A 24,722-nucleotide genomic window follows, 5' to 3' on the forward strand; every position below is an offset into this window, starting at 1 on the left:
GATGCTCTCCCGTCAGACAGAGAAGGACTGGCCGCAGGCGCAGCTGCCGGCCGCGTTCGGGTTCTCGAACTTGAAGCCGGTGTGCGTCAGGGTGTCGATGAAATCGATGGTGACGTTGTCGACCATGGGCATGGTCATCGGGTCCACCAGCACCTTGATGCCCTCGACGTCCAGCTCCCAGTCGTCCTCGGCCTTTTCGGCCTCGAGTTTCATGCCGTACTGCAGGCCGGAACAGCCGCCCCCCGACACGACCAGGCGCAGGCCCGCCACGGGCGTTTCGGAACCACGGATGAAGCGTTCGACGGCCTTGATGGCCGCAGGTGTCAGGTTGATCATGATCGGTCTCCGAGGGTTGATGCCGATCACCTGCAAGGGCTGTGCCTGATCGAATGAATCCAACTTTCCCCTTGTTTTTCAGGGCACTGGATCACATTCAAGCGCGCGGAAGGTGTGTCGTCTTTACGACAATGGGGCGCTGCGTGCGGCCGCCTTGTCGCACCGCAACATCCCGACGGGCGCAGCGCGGGTTCAGGCGCCGGCGAGCACCGAGCGCAGGCGCGGCACCGCCCAATCGACGAAGGCACGCACCCGCGGTGACGTGAGCCGGGCGGAGGGCATGAGCAGATGCACCGGTTCCGGCGCGGGCGCCCAGTCGGCCAGCACCGGCTCCAGGGTGCCGGCGGCGATGGCGTCGGCCACCTGGTAGCCGAGAAAGCGGCCGATCCCCAGGCCCTTGGCGCAGGCGTCGAGCGCCGCCGGCACCTGGTTGGTGACGAAGCGCTCGCACACCCGCACCCGGTGGCGTTCGCCGTCGCGCACGAAGGTCCATTCGCCCACCGCGCCGAAGCCGGTGAAGCCCACCATCTGGTGGGTGCCCGCATCGGCGGCGAGCGCCTGCGGATGGGCCGGGCGGCCGTGCCGTGCCAGATACGCCGGGCTGGCGCACAGCGTCCGCGCCGTCTCGCCCACCGCGATGCCCACCAGCGAGGAATCGGGCAGCGGGCCGATGCGCAGCGCCAGATCGAAGCCCTCCTCCACCAGATCCACCACCCGGTCGAGCAGGATCAGCTCCGCGCGCATCTGCGGATGCGCCAGGAGGAAATCGCTGAGCACCGGCGCCACGTGCAGGCGCCCGAACAGGACCGGCGCGGTCATCACGATACGGCCGGTGGGCGCATGCACCCGGTCGGTCAGCGCGCGCTCGGCATCCTCCAGTTCGCCAAGCAGGCGGCGACAGCGCTCCACGTACTCGCGGCCCTCGTCGGTCAGCGCCATGCGCCGGGTGGTGCGGTTGATGAGGCGTACCCCGAGCACAGCCTCGAGCGCGGCGAGCTGACGCACCACCGAGGCGAGCGAGGTCCCCAGGCGCGAGGCCGCCCCGGTGAGGCTGCCCGCCTCGACGATGTGCACGAAGACATCCATGGCCTTGAGCTTGTCCATGGCGGCATATTAGTTCGTATAACGCACTAATAAAATCCGAAACGGCGTATTTATTCATTCATCCGCATGGATGAAGATGATCGCCAGTCCATTCCCGGGAGTCGTCATGAATCCGCATTTCGCCCGACTGGCCTTCACGCCGCAGGTGCGCGACACCCAGCAGGCGCTCAACGGCCAGCCCCTGAGCCCGCCAGCCGACCCGCTACCGCCCCTGGCGCTGGGCGAGCGCGAGCGCCGCTTCATCGCCGCGCGCGACAGCTTCTATCTGGCCACGGTCGGCGCCACCGGCTGGCCGCATGTGCAGCACCGCGGCGGCCACACCGGCTTCCTGCGCATCCTCGACGAGCACACCCTGGCCTTTGCCGACTATCCCGGCAACCGCCAGTACGTGAGCGTGGGCAACCTGGGCGACGAGCCCCGGGCCGCGCTGATCATGGTCGATTACAACGCCCGCCGGCGCCTCAAGCTGCTCGCGCAGATCCGCGTGGTGCCGCGCGAAGCGGCCGATTTCGACCTGCTCGACGCCCTCGCGGTGCCGCCGGATCAGCCCTTCGAGCGCGTGATGGTGCTCGACGTGAAGGCCTTCGACTGGAACTGCAGCCAATACATTTCGCCCCGCACGGGGCCCACCCCTGAGGAGACCCCATGAAACTCCATGATCTGGAACTGTCCGGCAACTGCTACAAGGTGCGCCTGTTCGCCGCCCTCACGAACATCCCCATCGAGGTCGTGCCGGTGGATTTCCTCGGTGGCGAGCACAAGCGCGCGCCGCTGATCACGCTCAATCCCTGGGGCCAGCTGCCCGTCCTCGAGGACGGCGAAGTGGTGCTGCGCGACTCGCAGGCGATCCTCGTCTATCTGGCGGGCAAGTACGGCAAGACCGACTGGTGGCCGACCGAACCGACCGACCAGGCGCGCGTGGCGCAGTGGCTGTCCACCGCCGCCAACGAGATCCAGAACGGCCCCGGCGCGGCGCGCCTGGTGGACAAGTTCGGCATCGCGCTCGACAAGGCCGAGGCGGTGCGCCGCGCCGAGCACATCCTGGCGCTGATCGAGGGCCACCTGGCACACCACGACTGGCTCGCCCTCGACCGCCCCACCATCGCCGACTGCGCGGTCATGCCCTATGTGGCGCTGGCGCCCGAAGGCGGCGTGGCGCTGGCGCCCTATCCGCGCATCCGCGCCTGGATCGGGCGCATCAAGGCGCTACCGGGGTTCCGGCCGATGCCGGGGGTGTGACTCAGCCGAGCACATGCTCGTAGGCGCGCCGGATCAGCTGCTGGTCGAGATGGCTGAGCGCGCGCGCCTCCATCATGGGAATGAAGCGGCCCCCGGCGCGCGCCACCGCCTCGACCGGCGGGTCGATGGCGGTGAACACCCCCATGAGCACCGGCACGTCGCCTTCGGAGGTGTCGAGCCAGGCGCGAAACCCGCCTTCGGCCTCGATGGCCTCGGCCGGCAGGCCCAGGCGCTCGGCCGCCGCCGCCAGGTGCGGCGCCGGATGCACCGCCACCGCCGGCGCCCAGTCCGCCTCGCGCAGGCGGGCGCCGGCCGGCATCGGTGGGAATGCCAGCAGCCCTCCGGGCAGACACAGGAAGCGCACCATGGCGCTGGTCTTCTGCTTGTGCAGGAGGATCAGGCGTGCGCCCACGGGCTACTCCGGCAGGGCGACCAGCACCGCGTCGCCGCACAGGGCGTCGGGCATCCCCCACACCTGCACCGCCTCGACGAACTGGCCGTCGCGGCGCGGATGCGGCAGCAACACCTGGTATTCGGCAAAGACCCGCCCGTCGGGAAAGAAGGTGGCGGTGCCGAAGCGCGCCCCACCGCGCCAGGTGGCCACCAGGCTCGACTCCTGCGAATACGGGTCGCGCGTCATGTCCACCGTGGCGGCCTGCCACACCGGCTCGTCGCCGATCGACAGCCCGACCCGGCGCACCTGCGCACGCAGCGCGGCGCACACCGCCTCGCCCACGTCCCGGTCGGCGGCGATGCCCATCAGGCCGCCGCGTAGGTGTAGCAGTTCTTCGGGCACACGCGGCCACAGGCGCCGCAACCGATGCAGTCCAGGCCGTTGGCGATGCTCATCACCATCATGTTGTCGTCTTCGTCGTCGTCATCGTCGTCGAGCTCGCGCTCGACCAGATCGAGCACCGTGCGCGGGCAAACCTTGTAGCAACGGCCGCAGCCGATGCACTTTTCCTGGTCCAGGGCCTCGACGAAGTGCGGCGTCCATTCTTCGCCGCCGCGGGTCGTTCCGGTGATCATGATCTGCTCGTCGTCTCACTAAGCACCGCCTGCAGGCGCGTGTTGGCATCGGCCCATGCCTTGCAGGCGTCGTAGGTGGACTGGGCGATGAGGGGGATGTCGTCATAGGCCGCCGGCAGGCGATCCTCGACCAGGTCGTGCAGCTCGGAGGCGCGCTCGGCGGCGATGCGCTTGAGCTTGCGCACCGCCTTCTCGAGTCCCTTGAGTTCTTCGTCCGTCATCGGTGCGCTCCTTACATGCCGGCCACGTCGGGGTGCTTGCCGATGCGCTCGATGGCCACCGACAGCAGCTTGTCGGCCTCGTCCTTCATCTTCGACAGGCTGGCGAAGCCGAAGCGATGCACGTCGCGCAGGGTCTTGTCGATGGCCACCAGGTAGCCGACGGTGATCAGTGCGCGGCCGAAGCCCTCGTGGGTCAGGTGGATCAGGGGCACGGCCAGCTGGCCGCATTCCTTCTCGATGAGCACCGCGATGGCGTTGTAGAAGCACTTCACCCGCGCCAGGGTCAGCTCGTCCGGATCGCCGACGATGGGGATCTCGGCCTTCTTCTCGCGGGTGAGCACGAAGGGGTCGAGCAGCTGCTCGACCGAGTAGCCGGCATAGGTGCCGTAGGTGTCCAGCGCGCGCATCTGGCGCGTCATCTCCTTGATGAAATCCGTCTCCAGAATCGGATCGGCGGCAACAGCGTCAGTCATGGGAAAACTCCTTGGGAACAGGGGGGGCATGGGGGGATTCGAGGCGCGGGGTCACGCGCAGCGCGGGGAAGGCGGCCATCAGCGCGCGTCCGGCGGCCATGGCACCGAAGAAACCGGCCGCGGCGCCGAGCACCGCCGCGCGGTCGGAGCCGGCGGCCTGGCCGAGCCCGGCGCCGACGAGCAGGGCCACGGCCGGCAGCACGTAGCCGAGCACCGCCGAGACGGTGAGCGCATGGACCGGCACGCTCACCGTGACCCGCTCACCTGCGCGCAGTGGGCGCGTCGCAGGCACCCGGAGCACGGTGGCGGCACGGCCCGCAGCCATCTGGCCAACGCCACAGTGGCTGCCGTGTCCGCAGGCGGCGCATCCGCCGGTGTCCATGACCACGAGCGCGTGGTCGCCGTCGACGGACTGGACCACACCGGCATGAGCGAGGCGTTCGACATTCATCCGTCCCATCCTTCGTCGGCCATGTCCGCGAAGCGGTCGTCGGAGCGCGTCCGGGCGGCGATCGCCTTGTCCACCCAGGCCACGCCGCCGTCCCGCATGGCCGACGCCAGCTCTTCGAGCAGGGCCGGCACGGCGTCGACCTCGCCCACCCGGATGGGCTGGATGCCGCGGGTGAGCAGCTGCTTGATCGCCGAGGCGCCGACGGCCATCACGTACACCGCCTGGCAGCCGTCGAGGAAGGCCACCTTGGCGGCGAGCTTGTCCTCGTTGCCGTCCATGGCCTCGGTGGCGAACTCGCCGACACCGACCAGGTTCGCGCGCCCGGGCGCCACCTCGTAGATGGCGAAGGCCTCGGCGGCGCCGAAATGCTGGTCCACCCGCTGGCGGTCCGAGCTGGCGAAGGCGACCCGCAGCGTCACGGCCGGCTCCGCCTTAATGGACCAGGCCAGCTGCAGGCGCCGTGCCGTCATGGGTTTCTCCGTGGCCTTCGGGCTCACGGTAGATGGATCGATAGGGTTCGATTTCATGGTGTGCTCCCAACACGAGATTGGCCAGGTCGAACAGGGCCTGCCGCGAGCCGCGGTAGCCCACCCAGGTGCGGGCGTAACCGCCCACCAGGTCGTACTGCGGAAAGCCCGCGCGCAACAACGGCAGGCCGAGCCGTCGCGCGCTCTCGGCCGCATGGGAATTGGCGATGAGCAATTGCGCGCCACCGCTGTGGCACGCCTTTTCCAGGTCTTCCAGATCGCCCACGGTCACCTGGTCGATGGGCAGCGTGGTCAGCGCCGGGCCCTTGGCCGGACTCACCGCGCTGACGATCTGCGCGCCCATGCCGGTGAGGAAATGAGCCATCTGCCCGACCAGATCGGGGTCGGCGGCCAGCCCCACGCGCACGAAGCCGAGCATGAAGTGGGCATCGACCATGGCGTCCTGCAGCTGGGCGCGGTGGCGGTCGATGCGCTCGGGCACCGGCCGGCCGGCGATCTGCGCCAGCGCCTGGGTGAAGGCGTCGCAGGCATCCAGGCCCATGAGCTGGTCGAAGCGCCAGTCGGGCACGCCGGTGCGCGCCTTGAGCGCGTCGGCCGCCTTGTACAGCGAGGGGCCGATCACCAGGGTGGCGGCCGATTCGCCCATCACGCCGATCTCGGCACGCGGCGTGCCGCCCAGGGTCAGCGGCGAATGGGCCTGCTCGGTGAGATGGCCGTCGAGGGAGTCGCCCACGTCGGGCAGCACCACGGCGCGCAGGCCGAAGGCCTCGATCCATTCGCGGATGGCCTCGATGTCGCCCGGCGTGAGCATGGCCGAGGCGAGCACGTTGACCTGCCTGGGGCGCCGGCCCGCCAGTTGCGTCTCCGGCACCAGGGTGTCGATGATGGCCTCCACCGCGAGCGCGAAGCCGGACTCGAAGCAGCCCACGTAGTCCGGCGTATTGACCGGCACCACGCTCACCGGCGCGTACTCGGGGTGCCGGGCGCGAAACTCGCGCACGCTGCGCTGGATGTCGGTGCCCTGGGTCTCCGACAGCCCGGTGGTGACCAGGCCGATCACGTCGGGGCGGCTCTTCTCGCACAGGGTGCGCAGCGCCTCGACCACGTTGTCGTCCGCGCCCAGGATGGTCGACACCTGGTCCATGGCCGTGGTCTGCAGCGGAATCGGCTCGCGGAAGTGGCGCACGAAGAACACCTTGCCGAAGGCGGTGCAGCCCTGCGAGCCGTGCATCAGCGGCACCGCCCGCGCCAGCCCGAGAAAGGCCAGCGAAGCGCCCACCGGCTGACTCACCTTGAGCGGATTGACCGCCAGCGCCTTCTTGGAGTGGAGGATTTCAGCCATGGAAGGCCTCCATGTCGTGGATCCGTAGGGCCGGCTTCAGCCGGCCAACGGCGGTGGCACGGGTCTGGCGGGTTGAAACCCGCCCTACGCGGGTGACGTTCTCGCGCATGATCATGGCCTCACGCACTCATCAGCGCACCGCTGGTGCCCTGCGCCCAGGGCGCAGGGCGGCGCACCGCCTCCCACACCGGGCTGTTCATCGACAGGGCCAGCTGACGGGCCAGTTCGGCCATGCCGGCATAGCCCGCGTAGGCGAATTCGCGCTCCTGGTTGATGTCCAGGAAGGGGATGCGCGCCTTGAGCGCGGTGTAGAGGTTGCGCCCGCCGGCGATGAGGATGTCGGCCCGGTGGTCGTGATAGACCTGCAGCAGCGCCTTGGGGCTGCCGTCGTCGATCATTTGGGTGTCCTCGCCCATCAGCTCGCGGATGCGCGCCTTGTCTTCCTCGGTGGACTTCTTGGTGCCGGTGGCCACCACCTTCATGCCCAGGTCCTGCAGGGCGGAGACGATGGACCAGCTCTTCACCCCGCCGGTGTAGAGCAGCACCCGCTTGTCCTTGAGCAGCGGCTTCCAGGCCTCCAGCGACGCCCTGGCCGCGGCCGTTTCGCGGGCGATGACGATCTCGGTGCGGGCGATCAGGTCCGCATCGCCGATCATCTGCGCAAAGCCGCGCAGCGCCGCGTTCATGTCCTCGATGCCGTAGAAGCTGCCCTCGAAGAAGGGCACGCCGTGCTGCTCCTTGAGCTTGCGCGCCACGTTCAGCAGCGCCTTGGCGCACACCACCATGGTGGCGCGGGCGCGGTGCATGGTCTGCACCTCGTGGAAGCGGGCGTCCCCCGACAGGGTGCACAGGACGCGGTAGCCCAGCTCGTCGAACAGCGGCAGCACATGCCAGAACTCGCCGGCGATGTTGTATTCGCCGATGAGGTTGATGTCCCACGTGGGCCGCCCGTCGATGCGCGGCGGCGCCGGCGCCGGCTCGGCGGTGCCCACCACATGCTTGAACATGGCCTCGCCGGCGAGGCGGTTGCCCAGGTTCTTGGTGCCGTAGAAGCCGGCCGCGTCCACCGGCACCACCGGCACGCCCCAGCGCTCGGCCGCCGCCCGGCAGGCGGCGTCCACGTCATCGCCGATCAGCGCGGTGACGCAGGTGTTGTAGACGAACACCGCCGCCGGCGCATAGCTCTCGATGGCCTGGCGGATGGCATGAAACAGGCGCTTCTCGCCCCGCCCCATGACCACGTCGGTCTCCGACAGGTCGGTGGTCATGCCGATGCGGTACAGCGCCGGCCCCGACGAACGCGTGCCGCGGTTGTCCCAGCTCGACCCCGCGCAGGCGATCGGCCCGTGCACGATGTGCGCCACGTCGGCGATGGGCAGCAGGGCGATCTGCGCACCATCGAAGGAGCAGCCGCCGGCCGCCGCGCCGGGCTTGGGGCGGGCACAGCCGGACTTCTCCTTGGTGTTGTGGCTGCAGGCCGGCTCGTCGAGCAGGGCCTGGATCTCGCTGGCTTTCATGGCGTTCTCCACGGTGTCGGGAGACCTTGAGCAAGTTGAGTGCCAACGCCATGTGACTGATTTTTCGATGTTTACCGCGCCGGGCGCGGTGTCGCAAACACGACAAAGCGCACAAACCCCATCGCATCGCCCGAGCCAGATTGATCCGGATCAATAACCATCGTTACAAAAGGGTTAAAGTCGCCGCCATTCCGTTTTCCCTGATGCACACGAGGTCAATCATGAAGAAGCAACTCCTTGTCGCCCTGATCGCCGCCGGCCTGGCCGTGCCCGCCCTGGCCCAGTCCGAAGGCAACTGGATGGTCCGTGCCCGCGCCGTCAACATCAACACCGCCAACAAGTCGGACGCCATCCCCGGCCTGGCCGGCAAGGACGACATCCATGTCAGCGACAAGCTGATCCCGGAAGTGGACATCAGCTACTTCTTCACCCCCAACATCGCCGCCGAGCTGGTGCTCACCTACCCGCAGGAACACAACGTGTCCCTCAACGGCACCAAGCTGGGCACCGTCGAACAACTGCCGCCGACCCTGCTGGTGCAGTACCACTTCATGCCCGAAGCCAAGTTCCGCCCCTACGTCGGCATCGGCGTGAACTACACCCTGTTCACCAATGACGACCTGGTCATGGGCCTGAAGACCGAAAACGACAGCGTCGGCCTCGCCCTGCAAGTGGGCATGGACGTCAAACTCGCGGACCAGTGGTACCTCAACGTGGACGTGAAGAAGATCAAGATGGGCACCGACGTGGAACTGAACGGCTCCAAGCTGACCCACCTGGACATCGACCCGTGGCTCGTGGGCGTCGGCGTCGGCTACCGCTTCTGACACCACCGTTCTCTCCGCCAACCGGCTCGGGTCGTCCCCTCCCTCCACCCGCCACCCGGTTGACACTTCGGGGCGCCTCGGCGCCCCGCTTTTGTTGACGGTTGGGAGTGTTTTTCGGAAGGTGTCAGGCGACGGGAAAGGCGATCTGGAATGCCATCCGGCGCAATGCCCTAAGGTTATTGCGCCCTACCCGGGCTTTCTTACAGAATCCGTCAATCTCCAAAATCCATTGATATTTGATCGTCAAATTCCTTAGTTTTAGTTTCTTCAACAACCTTCTTCCTGTCTGCTTTTGCGGAAATTTGAATTTCCTCCAATGTTTGATTTGGATCAAAAATATATTTTGCTTTCCGCAAAATTTCCTTGTTATCTGGCCTCCAAAATTCAATCATTTCAATATCTCTCCTCATCCGCTCTCCTGTGTATTGACTAATATCCAGCAGAAGAGCTCTGAACACCTTTCCGGTGCGAGTTTTCTCAGTGACCCTCGAGCGAATTTGATGAATCAACCGCAAGTCGACCAACTCCTGAATAGTGTCGTGCATCTCATCAGTCGCCTCTTGGTCAACTAGGAAGACATTTGCTTTATTCTTTTCCAGGCAAAAAGCTTTGATTTTTTCAAACATCTGCTCTAGCCGCGCCCTATCTTCCAACGTATCACGCTCAAATTCCTCGCGTTTTGTTTCTCCATAGCTTCCAGCTGCAACATTCACATCCTCAGCCCCCATCTTTGGTCCACGAGCGTGATCTGGAGTCTGAGTTAAGCGCTCCCTGGCTTCATCAATGGAACGGCGAAAAAGGCCTAAAAAATCCCTAGTAACACCACCAGAAGCAATAACAAGCCTATCTACGCCGCCATCAGCCACGAAGTCTCTGACCTTCGGAGCTTCCGCATCGTTGGCATATGAGTTCAAAATTTTAAGAAGAAATCCACGGGCTGACGAAAATTTCTCTAGCGTCAGATCAAGATTAATGTCATCTGCATCATCTCCAATCTTTAGACCTAGCGGTTGAGGGTCGTGCCGGTACCAATTTGATCTATTTTTTATAGTTCCGATTTTGAGCCAAAGGTTGTTATTTTTCGCAATCCTGTGAAAGTAATCAAGAATACTGGCTTGATCCTCTCTCTTTAAATGGTATAGATCATCTAAGAACAAGTAACTCGAGTATCCGGAGACACGAGATAACTCTCGAAAGATTCGCTGATAGTCGATAATGTGCCTGAGAAGATAATCACTTTTTGATCGCTTCGATTCCTCGACCACCTCCATTGTGGAATTTGCAGCAACCCGTGCTGCAATTTCTTGCTCAATTTCAGCGGCAACCAAGTCATCACTGACTCCAGCTTTGCCCCTAGATCTTCTCTCCCAATCTTCATTGCGAGCGTGTGCGGTTGTCGTGCGCAGTCCCGCATCGTCTGCCAAATGAAGCTGCTCCCTAAGTGCTGAAATTTCCTTTGAAATTTCTTGATGCAAAGTCGCAACAGTTACGGGGTCTTTCCTTTTCCAAAATTGCAGCCGCTTAGCAAGCTCTCTAAATCTATTTCCTCTTTTGTGGTCGATTAGCCAGAGTTCGTATTTGAGGAGCGTTGCAATCAATACGGAAAGAAGTACATCCGGATAATGGTGCCCCTTGAATGGCTCAAGATCAACGATAGCAATCGGGTGGTTTGCCTTCTCTAGCTCATCTCCTGCTTTAAGGAGCAGGCTGCTCTTTCCGGAGCCACGACGGCCAAAGATCAGATGGTGCCGTTTTGATTTTGCCCGTCTTAGTGTCCCAGGAGCTGGTTCAATAAATCTCGCGACGTTTTGAGCAGTTGCTCTAGCACCCTCTTCAACAAGGGTTGAAAGGGTGTCGATTTGCTGACCAAATATCAAAGGTTCGTTCGCCATTTGGTTTCCTATGTCCGCGAACAAAAAACATTTCTCCGCCGACTTCTTAAGCCCATGTCCGGCGGCTGCGACATTGCGGAAATAAAGACCGCGCTGAGCATGGCCACCGGTACAACCGATAGATACGACGATTGTAAGCACAACGCGGGGCCATGCAAGCGCTTTGCATATGTTAATGGGGTGAAAATTTCTCCGACGGCGACTTGGTTGGCCGTTCCGCCGCTCGATGCTCCGGTTCCTGTTCCGTCCGTTTCGGCCGCTGCGCCACCCTACGATGGAATGCGTTCAACCTCACCAAACCATTTCCCCCCACACCACAAATCCGCCCCGGACGGACTAGACTGGAGGCAGAAGGGGCGGGTGTCGGCGAGTGCCGGTGGTCGCCCCGGCGAACGATCGACAGGAGGTATCCCATGGAAAAACCGGTTCACAGCATGAGCAGCCTGTTCGCGCAGCTGGGTCTGCCCAGCGACGCGATTTCGATCGGCCAGTTCATCGAGACCCATCGGCCTCTGCCGGACGGCATGCGTCTGGCCGAGGCGCCGTTCTGGACGCCTTCGCAGGCCAGTTTCCTGCGCGAGGAGTGGGTGGAGGATGCGGACTGGGCGATGGTGATCGACGAGCTCAACGCCGAGCTGCACTGAGCCGCGCCGTTCGGGCCGCGCCGGCCCGTTCAGAAGTACATGGCGGCCACGGCGGTGAGCCGGCCGCCATGCAGGACGGGCACGGCCACCACCGCGTCCAGCGTGGCCCGCTGTGCCGAACGGGCGATGGGGTCGCTGCCTTCGCCCACGTGATGGCCGATCTGCGGCCGGCCGGTGCGCAGCACGTTGCCCAGCGCGCCCTGGCCGGACTCGATGCGCACGAAGTAGTGGTCGTGGTCGAAGCCGGGGCTGCGGTCGCAGTCGCCGCCTTCGAACACCAGGGTCTTGTGGGCGGCGTCGGGCACCCACACCTCGAAGCGGTGGGCGATGGGCGTGCCCAGCGCGGACAGGAAGGTGATCACGTAGTGCTGGCCGTCCAGGTAGGGCGAGGGCAGGCCGATGCCCTTGTTGATGCCGACCGAGAGCGCCTCTTCGGCGCGCAGGAAGCGGGTGGAGTAGCCCAGGTCGCCCATCACGATGGGCAGCTGCTGCTTCCACACCAGGCCGGGCAGGCCGAAGCCGGGGCGGAAGCTGATGTGGCGGGAGATCCACTCGAAGCCCTCCGCGTGACCGAAGTAGCCATCCACCAGCGACATTTCGAGCGACACCTCGGGGGCGTTGTGCCACAGCTCGATGGCGCCCACGTGGGCGGCGTCATCGCCACAGAAGAACACCACCACCGCCGCCAGCAGGTCGCCGGCGAAGATCGGCAGCGCCACCGCGCAGGTGAGCCCCGCGTTGGCAGCCGCCTCGCTGCGGACGAAGTAGGATTCGTGCAGATCGCGCAGGACGATGGGGTGGCGCTGCGCCCAGGCCTTGCCGGGCAGCCCCTCGTCATAGCCGAAGCAGGCTTTCTCGCTCACCAGGCGGAAGTGCTCGAGGCCGCCGTAGAGCCCGTCCTGGAATTCGAGCACGGTGCCGTCGCGCGATGGCGTCCAGATCTCGACCACGCGAATGAAGGTCCGCATCATGGTCCTCTCCCTTCGTCGATCCCGGGGATTCCGAAGCGAGATCCATGCCGATCGTCATATGACGAAATCACGCCAAAATGCAGCCAATGTCATGCAATGGCCGCCAATTGACGGGATCGAGCAGACCGAACGCGGGCTTCGACGCACCAGCGCGGTGCGCGCAGGCGCACCGAACGCCCGTCCACCGCCGTTCGCACAGGCCGAGCCTCATGCGGCCACCGGCAGATCGAACAGCCCCTCGCGCCGGATCCGTGCCTTGAAGGCCTTCATCACCGGCCGCGAGAGCATGGATTCGGCCAGCACCCGGCGCTCGTAGATCATCAGCCGGAAGGCCTCGTCCTCGCGTTCGCACCCTTCGGCGATCAGGGCATGCGCCGCGGCGCCGAAGCGCTGCGCGGGCAGGGCGCGCGTGGCCGCGTAGAGCAGCGCCATCACCCGCTTCTCTTCCGGCGCCATCCTGCATTTGCCGTCGAGGATCTTGAGCATCACGGTGATGGCGCAGTCCACCTCGCCCGGGGCGAAGGCCCGCGCCGCGACCCAGCGCGCCACCGCGCCGCCGTCGTCCTCAATCGTCGTCACCGTCCTGGTCCTTGCGCGGCACGGTGGCGGGGTCGCAGATGATGGCGCGGTAGATCTCGACCCGGTCGCCCGGCTTGAGCGCGGCGTCGAGCTTCACCAGGCGGCCGAACACGCCCACCTTCTGCGCCGACAGGTCGATGTGCGGGAACTGCTGGAGGACGCCGGAGCGCTCGATGGCCTCGGCCACGGTGCTCTCGTCGGGCACCTCGAGGGTCATCCACACCTGCTGGCCGGGCTCGGAATAGGCCACACCGATCTGCATGTCGTGTTCCTCATCTGGGGCGGGATCGAAGCCGCCCTACGCGGTGGCGGCATCCGCCGGCTCGGCTGGCGCGACACGCGCGGCGCGCGCGTCGAGCCGGGCGTCGATCAGGCGCTTGCCCGCGAGCATGAAGCCGAGCACCGCGAAGGCCCCCGGCGGCAAAATCATGAGCAGGGCGCCGCCGTAGCCGGGCACCTTCACCTCGAGAAAGCCGAAGGCCGGCCCGAGCAGGTTGGAGGCCTGGGCGAACAGGGTGCCGGCGCCGAGAAACTCGCGCACCAGGCCGATGGCGGTCATCGCGCCGGTCATGCCCAGGCCGATGGCCAGCCCGTCCACCAGCGAGGGCAGCACGCCGGCGCGCGCGGCGAAGGCCTCGGCGCGGCCGAGGATGGCGCAGTTGACCACGATGAGCGCGATGAACAGCCCCAGCACCTTGTACAGGTCGTGCAGCCAGGCGTTCATGACCATGTCCACCAGGGTGACCAGGGTGGCGATGAGGACGATGAACACCGGAATGCGCACTTCGGTGCTGACGAAGTTGCGGATCATCGACACCAGCACGTTGGAGACCACCAGCACCGCCGTACTCGCCAAGCCCATGCCCAGCCCGTTGGTGCCGCTGGTGGTCACCGCCATGGTGGGGCACAGCGCCAGCATCTGCGCCATGACCACGTTGTTGTCCCACACGCCCTCGCGGAGGATACGCGAATAACCGGTGCTCATCGGGGGTCTCCCAGAATCTGCTGGCGGTGCGCCTCGAAGAACAGCAGCCCGCCCTTGACCGCCTTGACTACCGCCCGCGGGGTGATGGTGGCGCCGGTGAGCTGGTCGAACGCGCCGCCGTCCTTCTTCACCGCCCAGCGGGCAGGCTTGGGGTCGTCCAGCGAGTGGCCGTCGAAGCCGAGAATCCACGTCGACTTGGCGATCTCGATGCGGTCGCCCAGGCCCGGCGTCTCCGCATGCTTGAGCACGCGCACGCCGAGGATGCGGCCGCTCAGGTCCACCGCCATCATCAGCTGCACGTCGGACGAATAGCCGTAGCCGGACACCTGGAACATGGCGCCGTCCACCGCGCCGCCCTTGCGGGCGCGATACACGGTCACCGCCCCGCCCTCGCCGGTCACGCGCACGGTGTCGTGGAGAAAGTCGTTGTCGGCAAAGCCGGCGGGCAGCACCTCGATGAGCGACTGGCGCAGGTCGTTGGCTTCCGCGGCCGCGATCGGCCCGGTGGTGAGCCGGGAGGCGAGCGCCAGCGCACCGCTGGCCAGCAGCGCGACGATGCCGAGCATGACGCCCGGCACCAGCGCCTCGCGGGCGGCGAGCGCGGGGGCCACGGGTTCGACCGGGGATTGGACAGGATCGTGCATGCTCAGCTCGCCTCCCGCGCCGGGATGTCGAGGGGCCGGCCACGCCGGTCGCGCCCGAGGATGCGCGGCTTCACGTAGCGGTCGATGATCGGCGTCATCGCGTTCATGAGCAGCACCGAAAAGCCCACCCCTTCCGGGTAGCCGCCGAAGCTGCGGATGATCCACGCCAGCACGCCGATGGCGAAACCGAAGATCAGCTGCCCGGCGCGGGTGTTCGGCGAGCTCACATAGTCGGTGGCGATGAAGAAGGCGCCGAGCATGGCCGCGCCGGAGAGCAGATGCACCTCGGGCGCCAGGTAGTGCCCCGGATCGATGGCGTGGGCGATGCCCGCCGGCACCGCCAGCCCCGCCAGCACCGCCACCGGCACCTGCCAGGAGATCAGCCCGCCGAGCAGCAGGAACAGGCCGCCGCCGGCCAGCAGCAGGGTGGACGATTCGCCCAGGCTGCCCGGACGCAGCCCGGTCCAGCTCACCAGGTCGCCCCCCTGGCCCATGACCGCGAACAGATCGACCCCGCGCGCCAGCTCGGTCTTGGCATGGCCGAGCAGGGTGGCGCTGGTGATCGCGTCGGGCACCGGATGGAGGCCGAGGAAGATGCGCAGGCCCTCGAGCAGATCGGGCGCGGCGGCGTGCATGACCGACAGCGGCTGCACCCAGGTGGTCATCGGCACCGGGAAGGACACCAGCAGCGCCACCCGCGCCACCATGGCGGGGTTGAACACGTTCTGCCCCAGACCGCCGAACACCTGCTTGCCGATGACGATGGCGACGAAGCCGCCGACCACCGCGATCCACCACGGCGCCCAGGGCGGCAGCGTCATCGCCAGCAGCCAGCCGGTGAGCGCGGCGGAGCCGTCCCACAGGGTGGCGCGCACGGCGCGCGCGCCGGCCAGGCGCAGGCACAGGGCCTCCCAGCCGAGGCAGGCGGCGATGGTGGCGCTCCACAGGAAGAAGGCCGGCCAGCCGTAGAGCCAGAAGCCGAACAGGGTGGCCGGCACCAGCGCCAGCTGCACCCGCCGCATGGTGCGCCCGACCGAGCCGCCCCCGTGGGCGTGCGGCGAGGCGACCGGGGTGTCGGTGAGGGCGAGCGGGTTCATGCCGACACCCCCTCGGCGGGGGTGGCGGCCGGTCGGGCGGCGGCCTCCCGGGCCTCGCGCTCGGCCTTGCGCCGCGCCGCGGCCTCGGCCTTCTCGCGCTTGTCGCGCTCGACGCGCTCGCGCTTCTGTTCGGCCAGTTTCCGGGTGGCGTCGGTGCGCAGCCGGGCGCGCTCCTGCGCGGCCAGCTCGCCCTTGGCATGGACGAAGTACTGCACCAGCGGAATCCGCGAGGGGCACACGAAGGCGCAGCAACCGCAGGCGATGCAGTCCTTGAGGCCGATGTCCACCGCCTCGGCGAGGGCGTCGTTGCGGATGCGCGCGCTCATCTCCAGCGGCAGCAGGCCGGCCGGGCAGGCCTGCACGCAGCTGCCGCAGCGGATGCACGGGTCGGGCGCCTGGGCGGCCACCTCGTCGGCGTCCAGCGCCAGGATGCCGCTCGTGCCCTTGACCACCGGCACCCGCCAGTGGGGCATCTGCTGGCCCATCATGGGGCCGCCGAGCACCCGGCGCGCCAGGCCCACGCCTTCGCCCTTGAGGCCGCCGGCGAAGGCGATCACCGCCTCGGCCAGGGTGCCCAGGCGCACCTCGATGTTGCCCGGCGCCTTCATGCAGTTGCCGTTGAGGGTGACCAGGCGGGCGATCAGCGGCTTGCCCTCGACCACCGCGGCGCGCACCGCGCGGGCCGTGCCCACGTTGTGCACCACCACGCCGATGTCGGCGGGGCGGCCGTCGGCCGGCATCTCGATGCCGGTGAGCACGCCGATGAGCTGCTTCTCCGAGCCCATGGGATAGCGCGCCGGCACCGGGCACACCTGCACCGCCGGCTGCACCGCGGCCGCCGCGCGCATGGCGGCGATGGCCTCGGGCTTGTTGTCCTCGATGCCCACCCGCGCGGTGCCGGCGCCGGTGGCACGCAGCATGAGCACGATGCCGTCGACGATCTGCGCCGCGTCGTCGCGCATCTGGCGATCGTCGCAGGACAGGTAGGGCTCGCATTCGCCGCCGTTGATGATGAGGGTGTGCACCCCGGCCTTGCGCGCGCCGCCGAGCTTGACCGCCGAGGGAAAGGCGGCGCCGCCCAGGCCGACGATGCCGGCGTCGAGCACGCGCCGGGCGATCTCGTCCGGGTCGAGCGCGAAGGGATCGTCGCAGGGCGTGAGCGGCCCCCAGGCGTCCTCGCCGTCGGCGCTGAGCACGATCGCCGGCAGGGTGAGGCCCGACGGATGGGGCGCGGTGATCTCGGTGATGGCGGTGACGGTGCCGGAGGTGGGCGCATGGAGGGGGCCGAGATCATGCCGGCCGGGTCGGCCAGGCGCTCGCCCTTCTTCACCGCCTGACCGACCCTCACGATCGGCCGCGCCGGCGCGCCCAGGTGCTGCTGCAGGGGCAGGTAGAGCACCTCGGGCACCGGCATCACCCGGGTCGGCGCATCGGCGGCGGGGCGCTTGCGGTCGTCGGGGTGCACGCCCCAGTCCGGTCCGCGAAAGGCCTTGAAGCGGTTCATGAATCCCATGGTCGCGCTCCTCAGGCCAGCGCCGGCTTGGGCATGACCCAGTGCTGCAGGGTCACCGGCACCGGGCGCATGGCCAGCGCCTCGGTGGGGCATTTGGCCACGCAGGCCTCGCAGCCGGTGCACGCGTCGCGCATCACGTTGTGGATCTGCTTGGCGGCGCCGACGATGGCATCGGTGGGGCACACCTTGCTGCAGCGGCAGCAGCCGATGCACAGCTCTTCGGCCACGGCGGCGATCTTCGGGCCGTCGTCCGCCAGGCCGCTCAGGTCGACGCTGAGCCCGAGCTTGGCGGCGATGGCGGCGGCCAGCGCCTTGCCGCCGGGCGGGCAGCAGGTGGCCGGAGCAGCGCCGTCCACGATCGCCTCGGCCGCGCCGGTGCAGCCGGGAAAGCCGCACTGGCCGCAGTTGGAGCCGGGCATCATGTCCACCAGCTCCTCGACGATCGGGTTGCCCTCGACACGGAGCAGGCGGTTGGCCAGACCGAGCAGGACGCCCAGGGCGGCACCGAGAAGGGTCAGGCTGGCGACGGCGGCAAACATGTCCGGTCCTCCTACACTTTCATGCCCGAAAAGCCCATGAAGGCCAGGGCCAGGAGACTGATGGTGACGAAGGCGATGGGCGCGCCGGCGAAGGCGGCGGGCACCCGCGCCAGGGCGATGCGCTCGCGCAGGCCGGCGAAAATCGCCAGCACCAGCGAGAAGCCCACCGCGGAACCGAAGCCGTAGAGCAGGCTGCGGAAGAAGCCGGCGTGCTCGGCGACATTGAGCAGGGCCACCCCCAGCACCGCGCAGTTGGTCGTGATGAGCGGCAGGTAGATGCCCAGCGACTGGTACAGCGCCGGGCTGGTCTTCTTGACGAACATCTCGGTGAACTGCACCACCGAGGCGATCACGAGGATGAAGGTGAGGATGCGCAGGTAGCCCAGGCCGAAGGGCTTCAGCAGCCAGTTCTCGAGCATCCACGAGGCCGCCGCCGCGAGCGTGAGCACGAAGGTGGTGGCCATGCCCATGCCCAGCGCGCTGTCCATCTTGCGCGACACGCCCATGGTCGGGCACAGGCCGAGGAACTTGACCAGCACGACGTTGTTGACCAGGGCGGTCGAGAGGATGAATAGCAGGATGTCATTCATGGCGATGGCTCCGGGTGTCGCCCTCGACGTTGCATGAGCTGTGCCAAGCGACATGCACCACAAAAACCATCTCGTTAACAGGGCTTTATGCCGCGGCGCACCACGACAGTGCCGGGCGCGCTTGCCACAATGTCGCAAACCCGACACGGCACCCGTGGGTTTTGCGTCGCAACATCGCCGCTCGGCCCGGATCCCGCGCGGGGCATGGCGCGGCATGCTTTCTGCTAACCGGATGCATGTCACTCCAGTGAGGACATGAACCATGACCGCCCTGACCCGCGGCACGTCGAGAAAAACCCGCGTCCATCCGGCAGACGACCTGCCCCCCGAGGTCTACCGCCAGGCGGTGGACCAGGCGGACATCGCCATCTCCATCACCGATCCGCGCGCCAACATCCTGTACGCCAACGCGGCCTTCACCGCGATCACCGGCTACAGCGCCGAGGAGATCGTCGGGCGCAACGAGTCGGTGCTGTCCAACCACACCACGCCGGCCCGGCTCTACCAGGAGATGTGGACCCATCTGGCCGAGCAGCGCCCCTGGAGCGGCCGGGTGCTCAACCGCCGCAAGGATGGCCAGCTCTACCTGGCCGACCTGACGATTTCGCCGGTGGTGGGTCATGACGGCACCACCACCCATTTCCTCGGCATCCATCGCGACGTCACCGAGCTGAACCGGCTCGAGCGCGTGGTGCGCAACCAGAAGCTGCTCATCGAGACCTCCCTGGACGCCGCGCCGGTGGCCCTGGTGGTGCTCGACACCCACGGCCGGGTGATCCTGGACAACCAGGCGAGCAAGAAGCTGGTGTCCGATGTGAGTGCCAAGGAGCCGGCCTATTTCGTGCTCGACATGGTGCTGCCCGAGTGGCGCGAGACCCTGGCGGACGACCCCGCCCGCTGCGCCTTCGTGAACCGCGAGGTGCGCATCGACCGGCGCGCCGGCCAGCCGCACTGGCTGTCGGTGACCGCCTCGGTGGTGGACATGCACAGCGACTGCGCCGACAGCTACTTCTGCGGCACCCGCCAGCCGGCGCTGATGCTGGTCATCAACGACGTGACCGACCTGCATGAAGAGCAGGAACGTGCCCGCGCCGCCGCCCTCAAGCTCGCCCTCATCGACGAGGAGCGCAACGCCGCCATCCGCGAGGGCCTGTCGGCGGCGCTGTACCGCCTCGACGAACCGCTCAACATGATGACCTCGGCGGTGCACGTGCTGCAGCGGCGCGAACCGGGCACCGCCACCGTGCTGGACGAAGCGGTACGCGCCAGCCGTGCCCACCTGGAGCAGCTGCGCCAGGTGATTCCGCCGGCCCCGCCGGAGAGCCCGGCGAGCGTGAACCTCAACGAGATCCTGCGCGACGTGCTCGAGATCTGCGTGCCGCGCATGCTCGCCGCGGGCATCACCGTGGACTGGAAGCCCACCCCCCTGCTGCCGCACATGAACGGCCGCCCGCTGCAGCTGCGCATGCTCTTCAAGGCCCTGGTGGACAACGCCATCGAGGCCATGAACACCCGGGGCTGGTCGCGCCGCGAACTGTCGGTGACCAGCAGCGTGACCGACGAGCGCGTGGTGGTCTGCGTGCTCGACACCGGCCCGGGGCTGGACGAGGACACCCGCCTGCGCGCCTTCGAACCCTTCTTCTCGGCCAAGCCGGGGCGCCACCTGGGCACCGGCCTGTCGCGGGCCCAGCACATCGTCGCCGACCACGGCGGCCTCATCGACCTCAATCCGCGCCCCGGCGGCGGCTGTGCCGCCATCGTCGAGCTGCGGATCGACGGCGATCCGATCTGATCCGACGGCAATGGACGCACCATGCTCGAACACGCACACCGCCCGAAGGACATCAACCCGAGCACCGGCTACTGCCGCTCGCATGAGCTCAACCAGCTGCTCATCGCGGCGCTGTATGCCGTCAGCCGGGCCCTGAGCCGCTCCCTCGATTTCGGCGAGACCCTCAACGAAGTGCTGCGCGTGCTGCACGAGGAAGCCGACCTGGGCCGCGGCCTCATCGCCGTGGTGGACCCGGCCGGCGACCTGGTGCTGCATGCGGTGCATTCGCCCGACGGCGAGCCCACCCCGGAGATCCGCTACCGCGCCGGCGAGGGCGTGCTCGGCGCCCTGCTCGAGAGCCCGCGCACCTTCCGGATCGCCCAGCTCGGCGCCGATCCGCGCTTCCTCAACCGGCTCGCCATCTACCGCGCCGAGCTGCCCTTCATCGCGGTGCCGATCCGCATCGGCACCGACCTCAAGGGCGTGCTCGCCGTGCAGCCCATCGCGCCGGACGACGGCCTGCTCGACGAGCGCGCCCAGTTCGTCGAGATGGTCGCCAACCTGGTCGGCCAGAACCTGCGCCTGGCCACCGACGTGGAACAGGAAAAGAGCAGCCTCGTCGAAGAGCGCGACTCCCTGCGCCGCCAGGTGCGCCGCGAGCACGGCTTCGACAGCATGGTCGGCCACTCCGCCGAAATGCGCCGCATCTTCGAGCAGGCGCGCATGGTCGCCAAGTGGAACACCACCGTGCTCATCCGCGGCGAAACCGGCACCGGCAAGGAGCTCATCGCCAACGCCATCCACTTCAACTCGCCGCGCGCGCGCAACCCCTTCGTGCGCCTCAACTGCGCCGCGCTGCCGGAAAACCTGCTCGAATCGGAACTGTTCGGCCATGAACGCGGCGCCTTCACCGGCGCCACCGACACCCGCAAGGGCCGCTTCGAGCAGGCCCATGGCGGCACCCTGTTCCTCGACGAGATCGGCGAGATCTCGCCCGCCTTCCAGGCCAAGATGCTGCGCGTGCTGCAGGAAGGCGAATTCGAGCGCGTCGGCGGCAGCCGCACCATCAAGGTGGACGTGCGCATCATCGCCGCCACCCACCGCGACCTCGAAGCGGCGGTGGACCTGGGCGATTTCCGCGAAGACCTGTTCTACCGCCTCAACGTGATGCCCCTGTTCCTGCCGCCGCTGCGCGAGCGCATCATGGACATCCCCGACATCGCCCGCTACCTGCTCGCCAAGATCGGCGCCGAGCAGCAGCGCAAGCTCACCCTCTCCGACATGGCCACCCGGCGCCTCGCCAGCCACAGCTGGCCGGGTAACGTGCGCGAGCTGGAAAACTGCCTCGAACGCGCCGCCGTGCTCTCCGCCGACGGCCAGATCGACGTGGACCTGATCCAGTTCCCCAACGCCCGCGGCGGCGCCCCCCGCCCCCCGGCCCCGTCCTCCGCGCCGCCCGCCCCGGGCCGCCCGACCCCCGCCGCGCCACCGCCCGACCTCGACCTCGACGACCCCGGCCTGTCGGAACGCGAACGCGTCATCGCCGCCCTCGAACAGGCCGGCTGGGTCCAGGCCAAGGCCGCCCGCCTGCTGGGCATGACCCCTCGCCAGATCGCCTACCGGATCCAGACCCTGAATATCGAGGTGAAGCAGTTCTGAGCGGACGCGGCCGGAGTGCCCGGCGGCCAGCCGCCCATGTGGCACGGGCCGGATTTTTGCTATCCTCCCCCCCTGGATAGTACTGCGCTAGGGGACAGGATGACGGTTCATGCCTCCCACCCGGACATCATCAATCGGCTCAAGCGGGCCGCGGGCCATCTTCACAGCATTGTCGCCATGCTGGAGGCGGGGCGGCCGTGTGTGGACATCGCGCAGCAGCTTCAGGCGGTCGAGAGCGCGATCGGCAACGCCAAGCGGACGCTGATCCACGATCACATCGACCACTGCCTCGAACAGGTGGTTGGCGAGGGCGCACAGCCTGCCGCCACCAGCTTGCTCGAGTTCAAGGCCATCACCAAATACCTGTCGCGATGAGCGTTGCGCGCATGCCCGGTGCCGTCGCGATGGCCCTTGGCGCCGCACTCCTGTTCGGCGCCAGCACCCCGTTCGTGAAGCTGTTCGTCGGCGATGTGCCGGCCGTGGCCCTGGCCGGACTGCTGTATCTGGGCAGCGGAGTCGGCCTGACGGTGATCCGCCTGCTGCGCGACCGGCGCTGGCGGCCGAGCGGCCTGACGCGACCGGAATGGCCGTGGCTGGCACTGGCCATCCTGTTCGGCGGCATCCTCGGCCCGGTGCTGCTGGTCCTCGGCCTGGCCCGCACCGGGGCGGGCACGGCTTCGCTGCTGCTGAACCTGGAGGCGGTGCTGACCGCGCTACTGGCGTGGGGGGTGTTCAAGGAGCACGCCGCGGGTCGCATCGTCGCCGGCATGGGGCTCATCGTCGCCGGCGGGCTCGCCCTGTCGTGGTCGTCGTCGGCCGCGGGCGGCGGGGGCTGGGCCGGCCCCCTCGCGGTGGCCGGGGCCTGTCTGTGCTGGGCCCTGGACAACAACCTGACCCGCAAGGTGTCGGCCTCCGACGCCCTGTTCATCGCCGCCATCAAGGGGCTGGTGGCCGGCGGGGTGAACCTGGCCCTGGCGCTGGCCCTCGGCGCGACGCTCCCGGGCGCATCGCGTGTCGGCGCCGTCATGGTGGTCGGCCTGCTCGGCTACGGGGTGAGCCTGGTGCTCTTCGTCCGTGCCCTGCGCGATCTGGGCACCGCGCGGACCGGCGCCTATTTTTCCACCGCGCCCTTCATCGGTGCTGCGCTCAGCATCATGCTCCTGGGCGAATCGGCGCCGCCGGCGTTCTGGACCGCCGCCGCGCTCATGGGCATCGGCGTGTGGTTGCACCTGACCGAGCGTCACGATCACGAACACCAGCACGAGGCGCTCGTGCACGATCACCTGCATGTGCACGACGCGCACCACCGGCACGTCCATGACTTTCCGTGGGACGGGCAGGAGCCCCACCGCCATGTCCACGCGCACCCGCCCCTGCGCCATGCCCATCCGCACTTTCCGGACATTCATCACCGCCATCCTCACTGAGGCCGGCCACTCGATCCACGTCGACAGGAGACCCCAGCCCTTGCTCGCGCCCACACCGACCGCCCACCTGCATCGCCCCCCGTGGGGCCGCATCGTTCTTGCCCTGATCGTCCTCGGCGTCGCCGCACCGGTGTTCGCGCACGGGGTGGCCGCCGGCGACGCCCGCTTCATGGCGCAGACGAGCGGCACCCAGCTGCTTCCGTTCGTGTATCTGGGCGCCAAGCACATGGCCACCGGTTACGACCATCTGCTGTTCCTGGTGGGGGTGATCTTCTTTCTCTACCGGCTCAAGGACGTCGGCATCTACGTCACCCTGTTCGCCATCGGCCACAGCACCACGCTGCTGTTCGGCGTGCTCAGTGGCACGCATGTCAATCCGTACCTGGTCGATGCGATCATCGGACTGTCGGTGGTCTACAAGGCGCTGGACAACCTGGGCGCCTACAAGGCGTGGTTCGGCTTTCAGCCCAACACCAAGGCCGCGGTGCTGATCTTCGGCTTTTTCCACGGTTTCGGCCTGGCCACCAAGCTGCAGGACTTCGCCCTGCCCCAGGACGGTCTGGTGGCCAACATCCTCGCCTTCAATGTCGGCGTGGAGATCGGTCAGATCCTGGCGCTGAGCGCGATCCTGATCCTCATGGATTTCTGGCGCCTGCACCACGCCTTCGCGCGCCAGGCGTTCGCCTCCAACGTCCTGCTGATGGCGGCAGGCCTCACGCTCACCGGCTATCAACTGACCGGTTATGCCATTAATTCCTGAGAGATCCGACATGCCAACACCCCATCCCCATCACGAACTGCACGACATTTCCGACCTGGATCCGGATGGCCTGCCCTCCAACCGGCGCCTGGTGAAGGCCACCCTGGTCGCCCTGGCGATCGCGGGCGCCCTCCTGGTCACCACCATCCTGCCCGCCGAGTACGGCATCGACCCGACCGGGGTCGGCAAGGCGACGGGACTGACCGCCCTGCACGCGAGCGGCGTCGAGGCGGCCGCGGGCGAACCGACGGCACGCGGCCCGCTGCGCGAGATCGGCACGCCGTATCGCAGCAACACGCTCACGGTGCCACTGGCGCCCCACCAGGGCGCGGAAATCAAGGCCGTCATGGACCAGGGTCAGGGCTTCGTGTTCCAGTGGAAAGCCGAAGGCGGTCCGGTCTATGTCGACATGCACGGGGAGCCGCCCGACGCCCCCCAGGACGTGTTCACCAGCTTCCGGGTCGCCGAATCCCTGGCTGGCGCCAGCGGCAGCTTTACCGCGCCGTTCAAGGGCGTGCATGGCTGGTACTGGGAAAATCGCGGCGATACCCCGGTCACCATCCACCTGCAGACGAGCGGCTTCTATGAAACGCTCTACATGCCCTGAGCGGCGGCGCCGCGGTA

Annotated in this window: 31 protein-coding genes and 1 pseudogene; 10 read left to right on the forward strand and 22 right to left on the reverse strand. The window is 67.5% G+C overall.

Features of this window, described 5'->3' with window-relative positions; genetic code table 11:
• Positions 1–12: 12 nt before the first annotated feature.
• Positions 13–336: a HesB/IscA family protein gene (locus G3580_RS18650; RefSeq protein WP_173768088.1), complete on the reverse strand. Its 324-nt coding sequence runs from the start codon at positions 334–336 to the stop codon at positions 13–15.
• A 192-nt stretch (positions 337–528) separates the two neighbouring features.
• Positions 529–1,440, reverse strand: coding sequence for a LysR family transcriptional regulator (locus tag G3580_RS18655; protein WP_173768090.1), 912 nt, complete (start codon positions 1,438–1,440; stop codon positions 529–531).
• A 106-nt stretch (positions 1,441–1,546) separates the two neighbouring features.
• Here G3580_RS18655 and G3580_RS18660 point away from each other — a divergent pair, with 106 nt between their 5' ends.
• Positions 1,547–2,089 (forward strand): pyridoxamine 5'-phosphate oxidase family protein, encoded by a 543-nt coding sequence (locus tag G3580_RS18660; protein ID WP_173768092.1) that lies wholly within the window; start codon positions 1,547–1,549, stop codon positions 2,087–2,089.
• Positions 2,086–2,679 (forward strand): glutathione S-transferase family protein, encoded by a 594-nt coding sequence (locus G3580_RS18665; RefSeq protein WP_173768094.1) that lies wholly within the window; start codon positions 2,086–2,088, stop codon positions 2,677–2,679. Before G3580_RS18660 ends, G3580_RS18665 begins: the two co-directional genes overlap by 4 nt.
• 1 nt (position 2,680) lies before the next feature.
• Here the strand turns inward: G3580_RS18665 and G3580_RS18670 are convergent, their stop codons facing one another.
• From G3580_RS18670 to nifE, 9 genes are all read right to left on the reverse strand, one after another.
• Positions 2,681–3,091, reverse strand: coding sequence for a hypothetical protein (locus G3580_RS18670; protein ID WP_173768096.1), 411 nt, complete (start codon positions 3,089–3,091; stop codon positions 2,681–2,683).
• A gap of 3 nt (positions 3,092–3,094) precedes the next feature.
• Entirely contained in the window at positions 3,095–3,439 is a 345-nt protein-coding gene (locus G3580_RS18675) for a hypothetical protein (protein WP_173768098.1), read from the reverse strand.
• Entirely contained in the window at positions 3,439–3,708 is a 270-nt protein-coding gene (fdxB, locus tag G3580_RS18680; protein ID WP_173768100.1) for a ferredoxin III, nif-specific, read from the reverse strand. The genes G3580_RS18675 and fdxB overlap by 1 nt, the downstream gene beginning before the upstream one ends.
• Positions 3,705–3,929: a CCE_0567 family metalloprotein gene (locus G3580_RS18685; protein WP_173768102.1), complete on the reverse strand. Its 225-nt coding sequence runs from the start codon at positions 3,927–3,929 to the stop codon at positions 3,705–3,707. Before G3580_RS18685 ends, fdxB begins: the two co-directional genes overlap by 4 nt.
• An 11-nt stretch (positions 3,930–3,940) precedes the next feature.
• Positions 3,941–4,402 (reverse strand): NifX-associated nitrogen fixation protein, encoded by a 462-nt coding sequence (locus G3580_RS18690; RefSeq protein ID WP_173768105.1) that lies wholly within the window; start codon positions 4,400–4,402, stop codon positions 3,941–3,943.
• Entirely contained in the window at positions 4,395–4,853 is a 459-nt protein-coding gene (locus G3580_RS18695; RefSeq protein ID WP_173768107.1) for a SoxR reducing system RseC family protein, read from the reverse strand. The genes G3580_RS18690 and G3580_RS18695 overlap by 8 nt, the downstream gene beginning before the upstream one ends.
• Positions 4,850–5,323, reverse strand: a complete 474-nt coding sequence (locus G3580_RS18700) for a NifB/NifX family molybdenum-iron cluster-binding protein (RefSeq protein WP_173768109.1) — start codon at positions 5,321–5,323, stop codon at positions 4,850–4,852. The genes G3580_RS18695 and G3580_RS18700 overlap by 4 nt, the downstream gene beginning before the upstream one ends.
• Positions 5,286–6,683, reverse strand: coding sequence for a nitrogenase iron-molybdenum cofactor biosynthesis protein NifN (gene nifN, locus G3580_RS18705; RefSeq protein WP_173768111.1), 1,398 nt, complete (start codon positions 6,681–6,683; stop codon positions 5,286–5,288). The genes G3580_RS18700 and nifN overlap by 38 nt, the downstream gene beginning before the upstream one ends.
• A 119-nt stretch (positions 6,684–6,802) precedes the next feature.
• Positions 6,803–8,200: a nitrogenase iron-molybdenum cofactor biosynthesis protein NifE gene (gene nifE / locus G3580_RS18710; protein WP_173768113.1), complete on the reverse strand. Its 1,398-nt coding sequence runs from the start codon at positions 8,198–8,200 to the stop codon at positions 6,803–6,805.
• Between the two features lie 221 nt (positions 8,201–8,421).
• On the opposite strand from nifE, the gene G3580_RS18715 reads away from it, so the two are divergent.
• Positions 8,422–9,027, forward strand: a complete 606-nt coding sequence (locus G3580_RS18715) for an OmpW/AlkL family protein (protein ID WP_173768115.1) — start codon at positions 8,422–8,424, stop codon at positions 9,025–9,027.
• Between the two features lie 212 nt (positions 9,028–9,239).
• Here the strand turns inward: G3580_RS18715 and G3580_RS18720 are convergent, their stop codons facing one another.
• Positions 9,240–10,919, reverse strand: coding sequence for a hypothetical protein (locus tag G3580_RS18720; RefSeq protein ID WP_173768117.1), 1,680 nt, complete (start codon positions 10,917–10,919; stop codon positions 9,240–9,242).
• Positions 10,920–11,332: 413 nt separating this feature from the next.
• Here G3580_RS18720 and G3580_RS18725 point away from each other — a divergent pair, with 413 nt between their 5' ends.
• Positions 11,333–11,563, forward strand: coding sequence for a DUF2789 domain-containing protein (locus tag G3580_RS18725; protein WP_173768119.1), 231 nt, complete (start codon positions 11,333–11,335; stop codon positions 11,561–11,563).
• A gap of 29 nt (positions 11,564–11,592) precedes the next feature.
• Here G3580_RS18725 and G3580_RS18730 read toward each other — a convergent pair whose 3' ends face one another.
• The 10 genes and pseudogenes from G3580_RS18730 to rsxA form a co-directional block, all read right to left on the reverse strand.
• Positions 11,593–12,534: a GAF domain-containing protein gene (locus tag G3580_RS18730; RefSeq protein WP_217424546.1), complete on the reverse strand. Its 942-nt coding sequence runs from the start codon at positions 12,532–12,534 to the stop codon at positions 11,593–11,595.
• Positions 12,535–12,741: 207 nt separating this feature from the next.
• Positions 12,742–13,113 carry a hypothetical protein gene (locus G3580_RS18735; protein WP_228720717.1) on the reverse strand — a complete coding sequence of 124 codons (372 nt, stop codon included), beginning with the start codon at positions 13,111–13,113 and terminating at the stop codon, positions 12,742–12,744.
• On the reverse strand, positions 13,100–13,375 hold the full coding sequence (locus G3580_RS18740) for an RnfH family protein (protein ID WP_173768121.1): 276 nt from the start codon (positions 13,373–13,375) through the stop codon (positions 13,100–13,102). The genes G3580_RS18735 and G3580_RS18740 overlap by 14 nt, the downstream gene beginning before the upstream one ends.
• Positions 13,376–13,411: 36 nt before the next feature.
• Positions 13,412–14,098 (reverse strand): electron transport complex subunit E, encoded by a 687-nt coding sequence (locus G3580_RS18745; protein ID WP_173768123.1) that lies wholly within the window; start codon positions 14,096–14,098, stop codon positions 13,412–13,414.
• Positions 14,095–14,742 (reverse strand): electron transport complex subunit RsxG, encoded by a 648-nt coding sequence (gene rsxG / locus G3580_RS18750; RefSeq protein WP_173768125.1) that lies wholly within the window; start codon positions 14,740–14,742, stop codon positions 14,095–14,097. Before rsxG ends, G3580_RS18745 begins: the two co-directional genes overlap by 4 nt.
• 2 nt (positions 14,743–14,744) lie before the next feature.
• Positions 14,745–15,839: an RnfABCDGE type electron transport complex subunit D gene (locus G3580_RS18755; protein ID WP_173768127.1), complete on the reverse strand. Its 1,095-nt coding sequence runs from the start codon at positions 15,837–15,839 to the stop codon at positions 14,745–14,747.
• A complete protein-coding gene (gene rsxC / locus G3580_RS18760) occupies positions 15,836–17,086 on the reverse strand; it encodes an electron transport complex subunit RsxC (protein ID WP_323848014.1) in 1,251 nt (416 codons plus the stop codon). Before rsxC ends, G3580_RS18755 begins: the two co-directional genes overlap by 4 nt.
• A gap of 92 nt (positions 17,087–17,178) precedes the next feature.
• Positions 17,179–17,445, reverse strand: a pseudogene (locus G3580_RS20420) (hypothetical protein); the annotation flags it as partial.
• The gene (locus G3580_RS18765) at positions 17,364–17,891 is read right to left on the reverse strand and encodes an RnfABCDGE type electron transport complex subunit B (protein ID WP_173768129.1); all 528 of its coding nucleotides are present in this window, start codon (positions 17,889–17,891) and stop codon (positions 17,364–17,366) included. The pseudogene G3580_RS20420 and the gene G3580_RS18765, both read right to left, overlap by 82 nt.
• A gap of 11 nt (positions 17,892–17,902) precedes the next feature.
• Positions 17,903–18,481 carry an electron transport complex subunit RsxA gene (gene rsxA, locus G3580_RS18770; RefSeq protein ID WP_173768132.1) on the reverse strand — a complete coding sequence of 193 codons (579 nt, stop codon included), beginning with the start codon at positions 18,479–18,481 and terminating at the stop codon, positions 17,903–17,905.
• Between the two features lie 262 nt (positions 18,482–18,743).
• Here rsxA and nifL point away from each other — a divergent pair, with 262 nt between their 5' ends.
• From nifL to G3580_RS18800, 6 genes are all read left to right on the forward strand, one after another.
• Complete coding sequence (nifL, locus tag G3580_RS18775; RefSeq protein WP_173768134.1) at positions 18,744–20,273, forward strand: nitrogen fixation negative regulator NifL; 1,530 nt, start codon at positions 18,744–18,746, stop codon at positions 20,271–20,273.
• A gap of 21 nt (positions 20,274–20,294) precedes the next feature.
• Entirely contained in the window at positions 20,295–21,911 is a 1,617-nt protein-coding gene (nifA, locus tag G3580_RS18780; protein WP_173768136.1) for a nif-specific transcriptional activator NifA, read from the forward strand.
• Positions 21,912–22,010: 99 nt separating this feature from the next.
• The gene (locus G3580_RS18785; protein ID WP_173768138.1) at positions 22,011–22,286 is read left to right on the forward strand and encodes a metal-sensing transcriptional repressor; all 276 of its coding nucleotides are present in this window, start codon (positions 22,011–22,013) and stop codon (positions 22,284–22,286) included.
• 11 nt (positions 22,287–22,297) lie between these two features.
• Positions 22,298–23,338 (forward strand): DMT family transporter, encoded by a 1,041-nt coding sequence (locus tag G3580_RS18790; protein ID WP_173768140.1) that lies wholly within the window; start codon positions 22,298–22,300, stop codon positions 23,336–23,338.
• Positions 23,265–24,098, forward strand: a complete 834-nt coding sequence (locus tag G3580_RS18795; RefSeq protein WP_228720718.1) for a HupE/UreJ family protein — start codon at positions 23,265–23,267, stop codon at positions 24,096–24,098. The genes G3580_RS18790 and G3580_RS18795 overlap by 74 nt, the downstream gene beginning before the upstream one ends.
• Before the next feature lie 10 nt (positions 24,099–24,108).
• Positions 24,109–24,705 carry a hypothetical protein gene (locus tag G3580_RS18800; protein ID WP_217424548.1) on the forward strand — a complete coding sequence of 199 codons (597 nt, stop codon included), beginning with the start codon at positions 24,109–24,111 and terminating at the stop codon, positions 24,703–24,705.
• The last annotated feature ends 17 nt before the right edge of the window (positions 24,706–24,722 follow it).

This window comes from Nitrogeniibacter mangrovi, from assembly GCF_010983895.1.
Lineage (GTDB): Bacteria > Pseudomonadota > Gammaproteobacteria > Burkholderiales > Rhodocyclaceae > Nitrogeniibacter > Nitrogeniibacter mangrovi.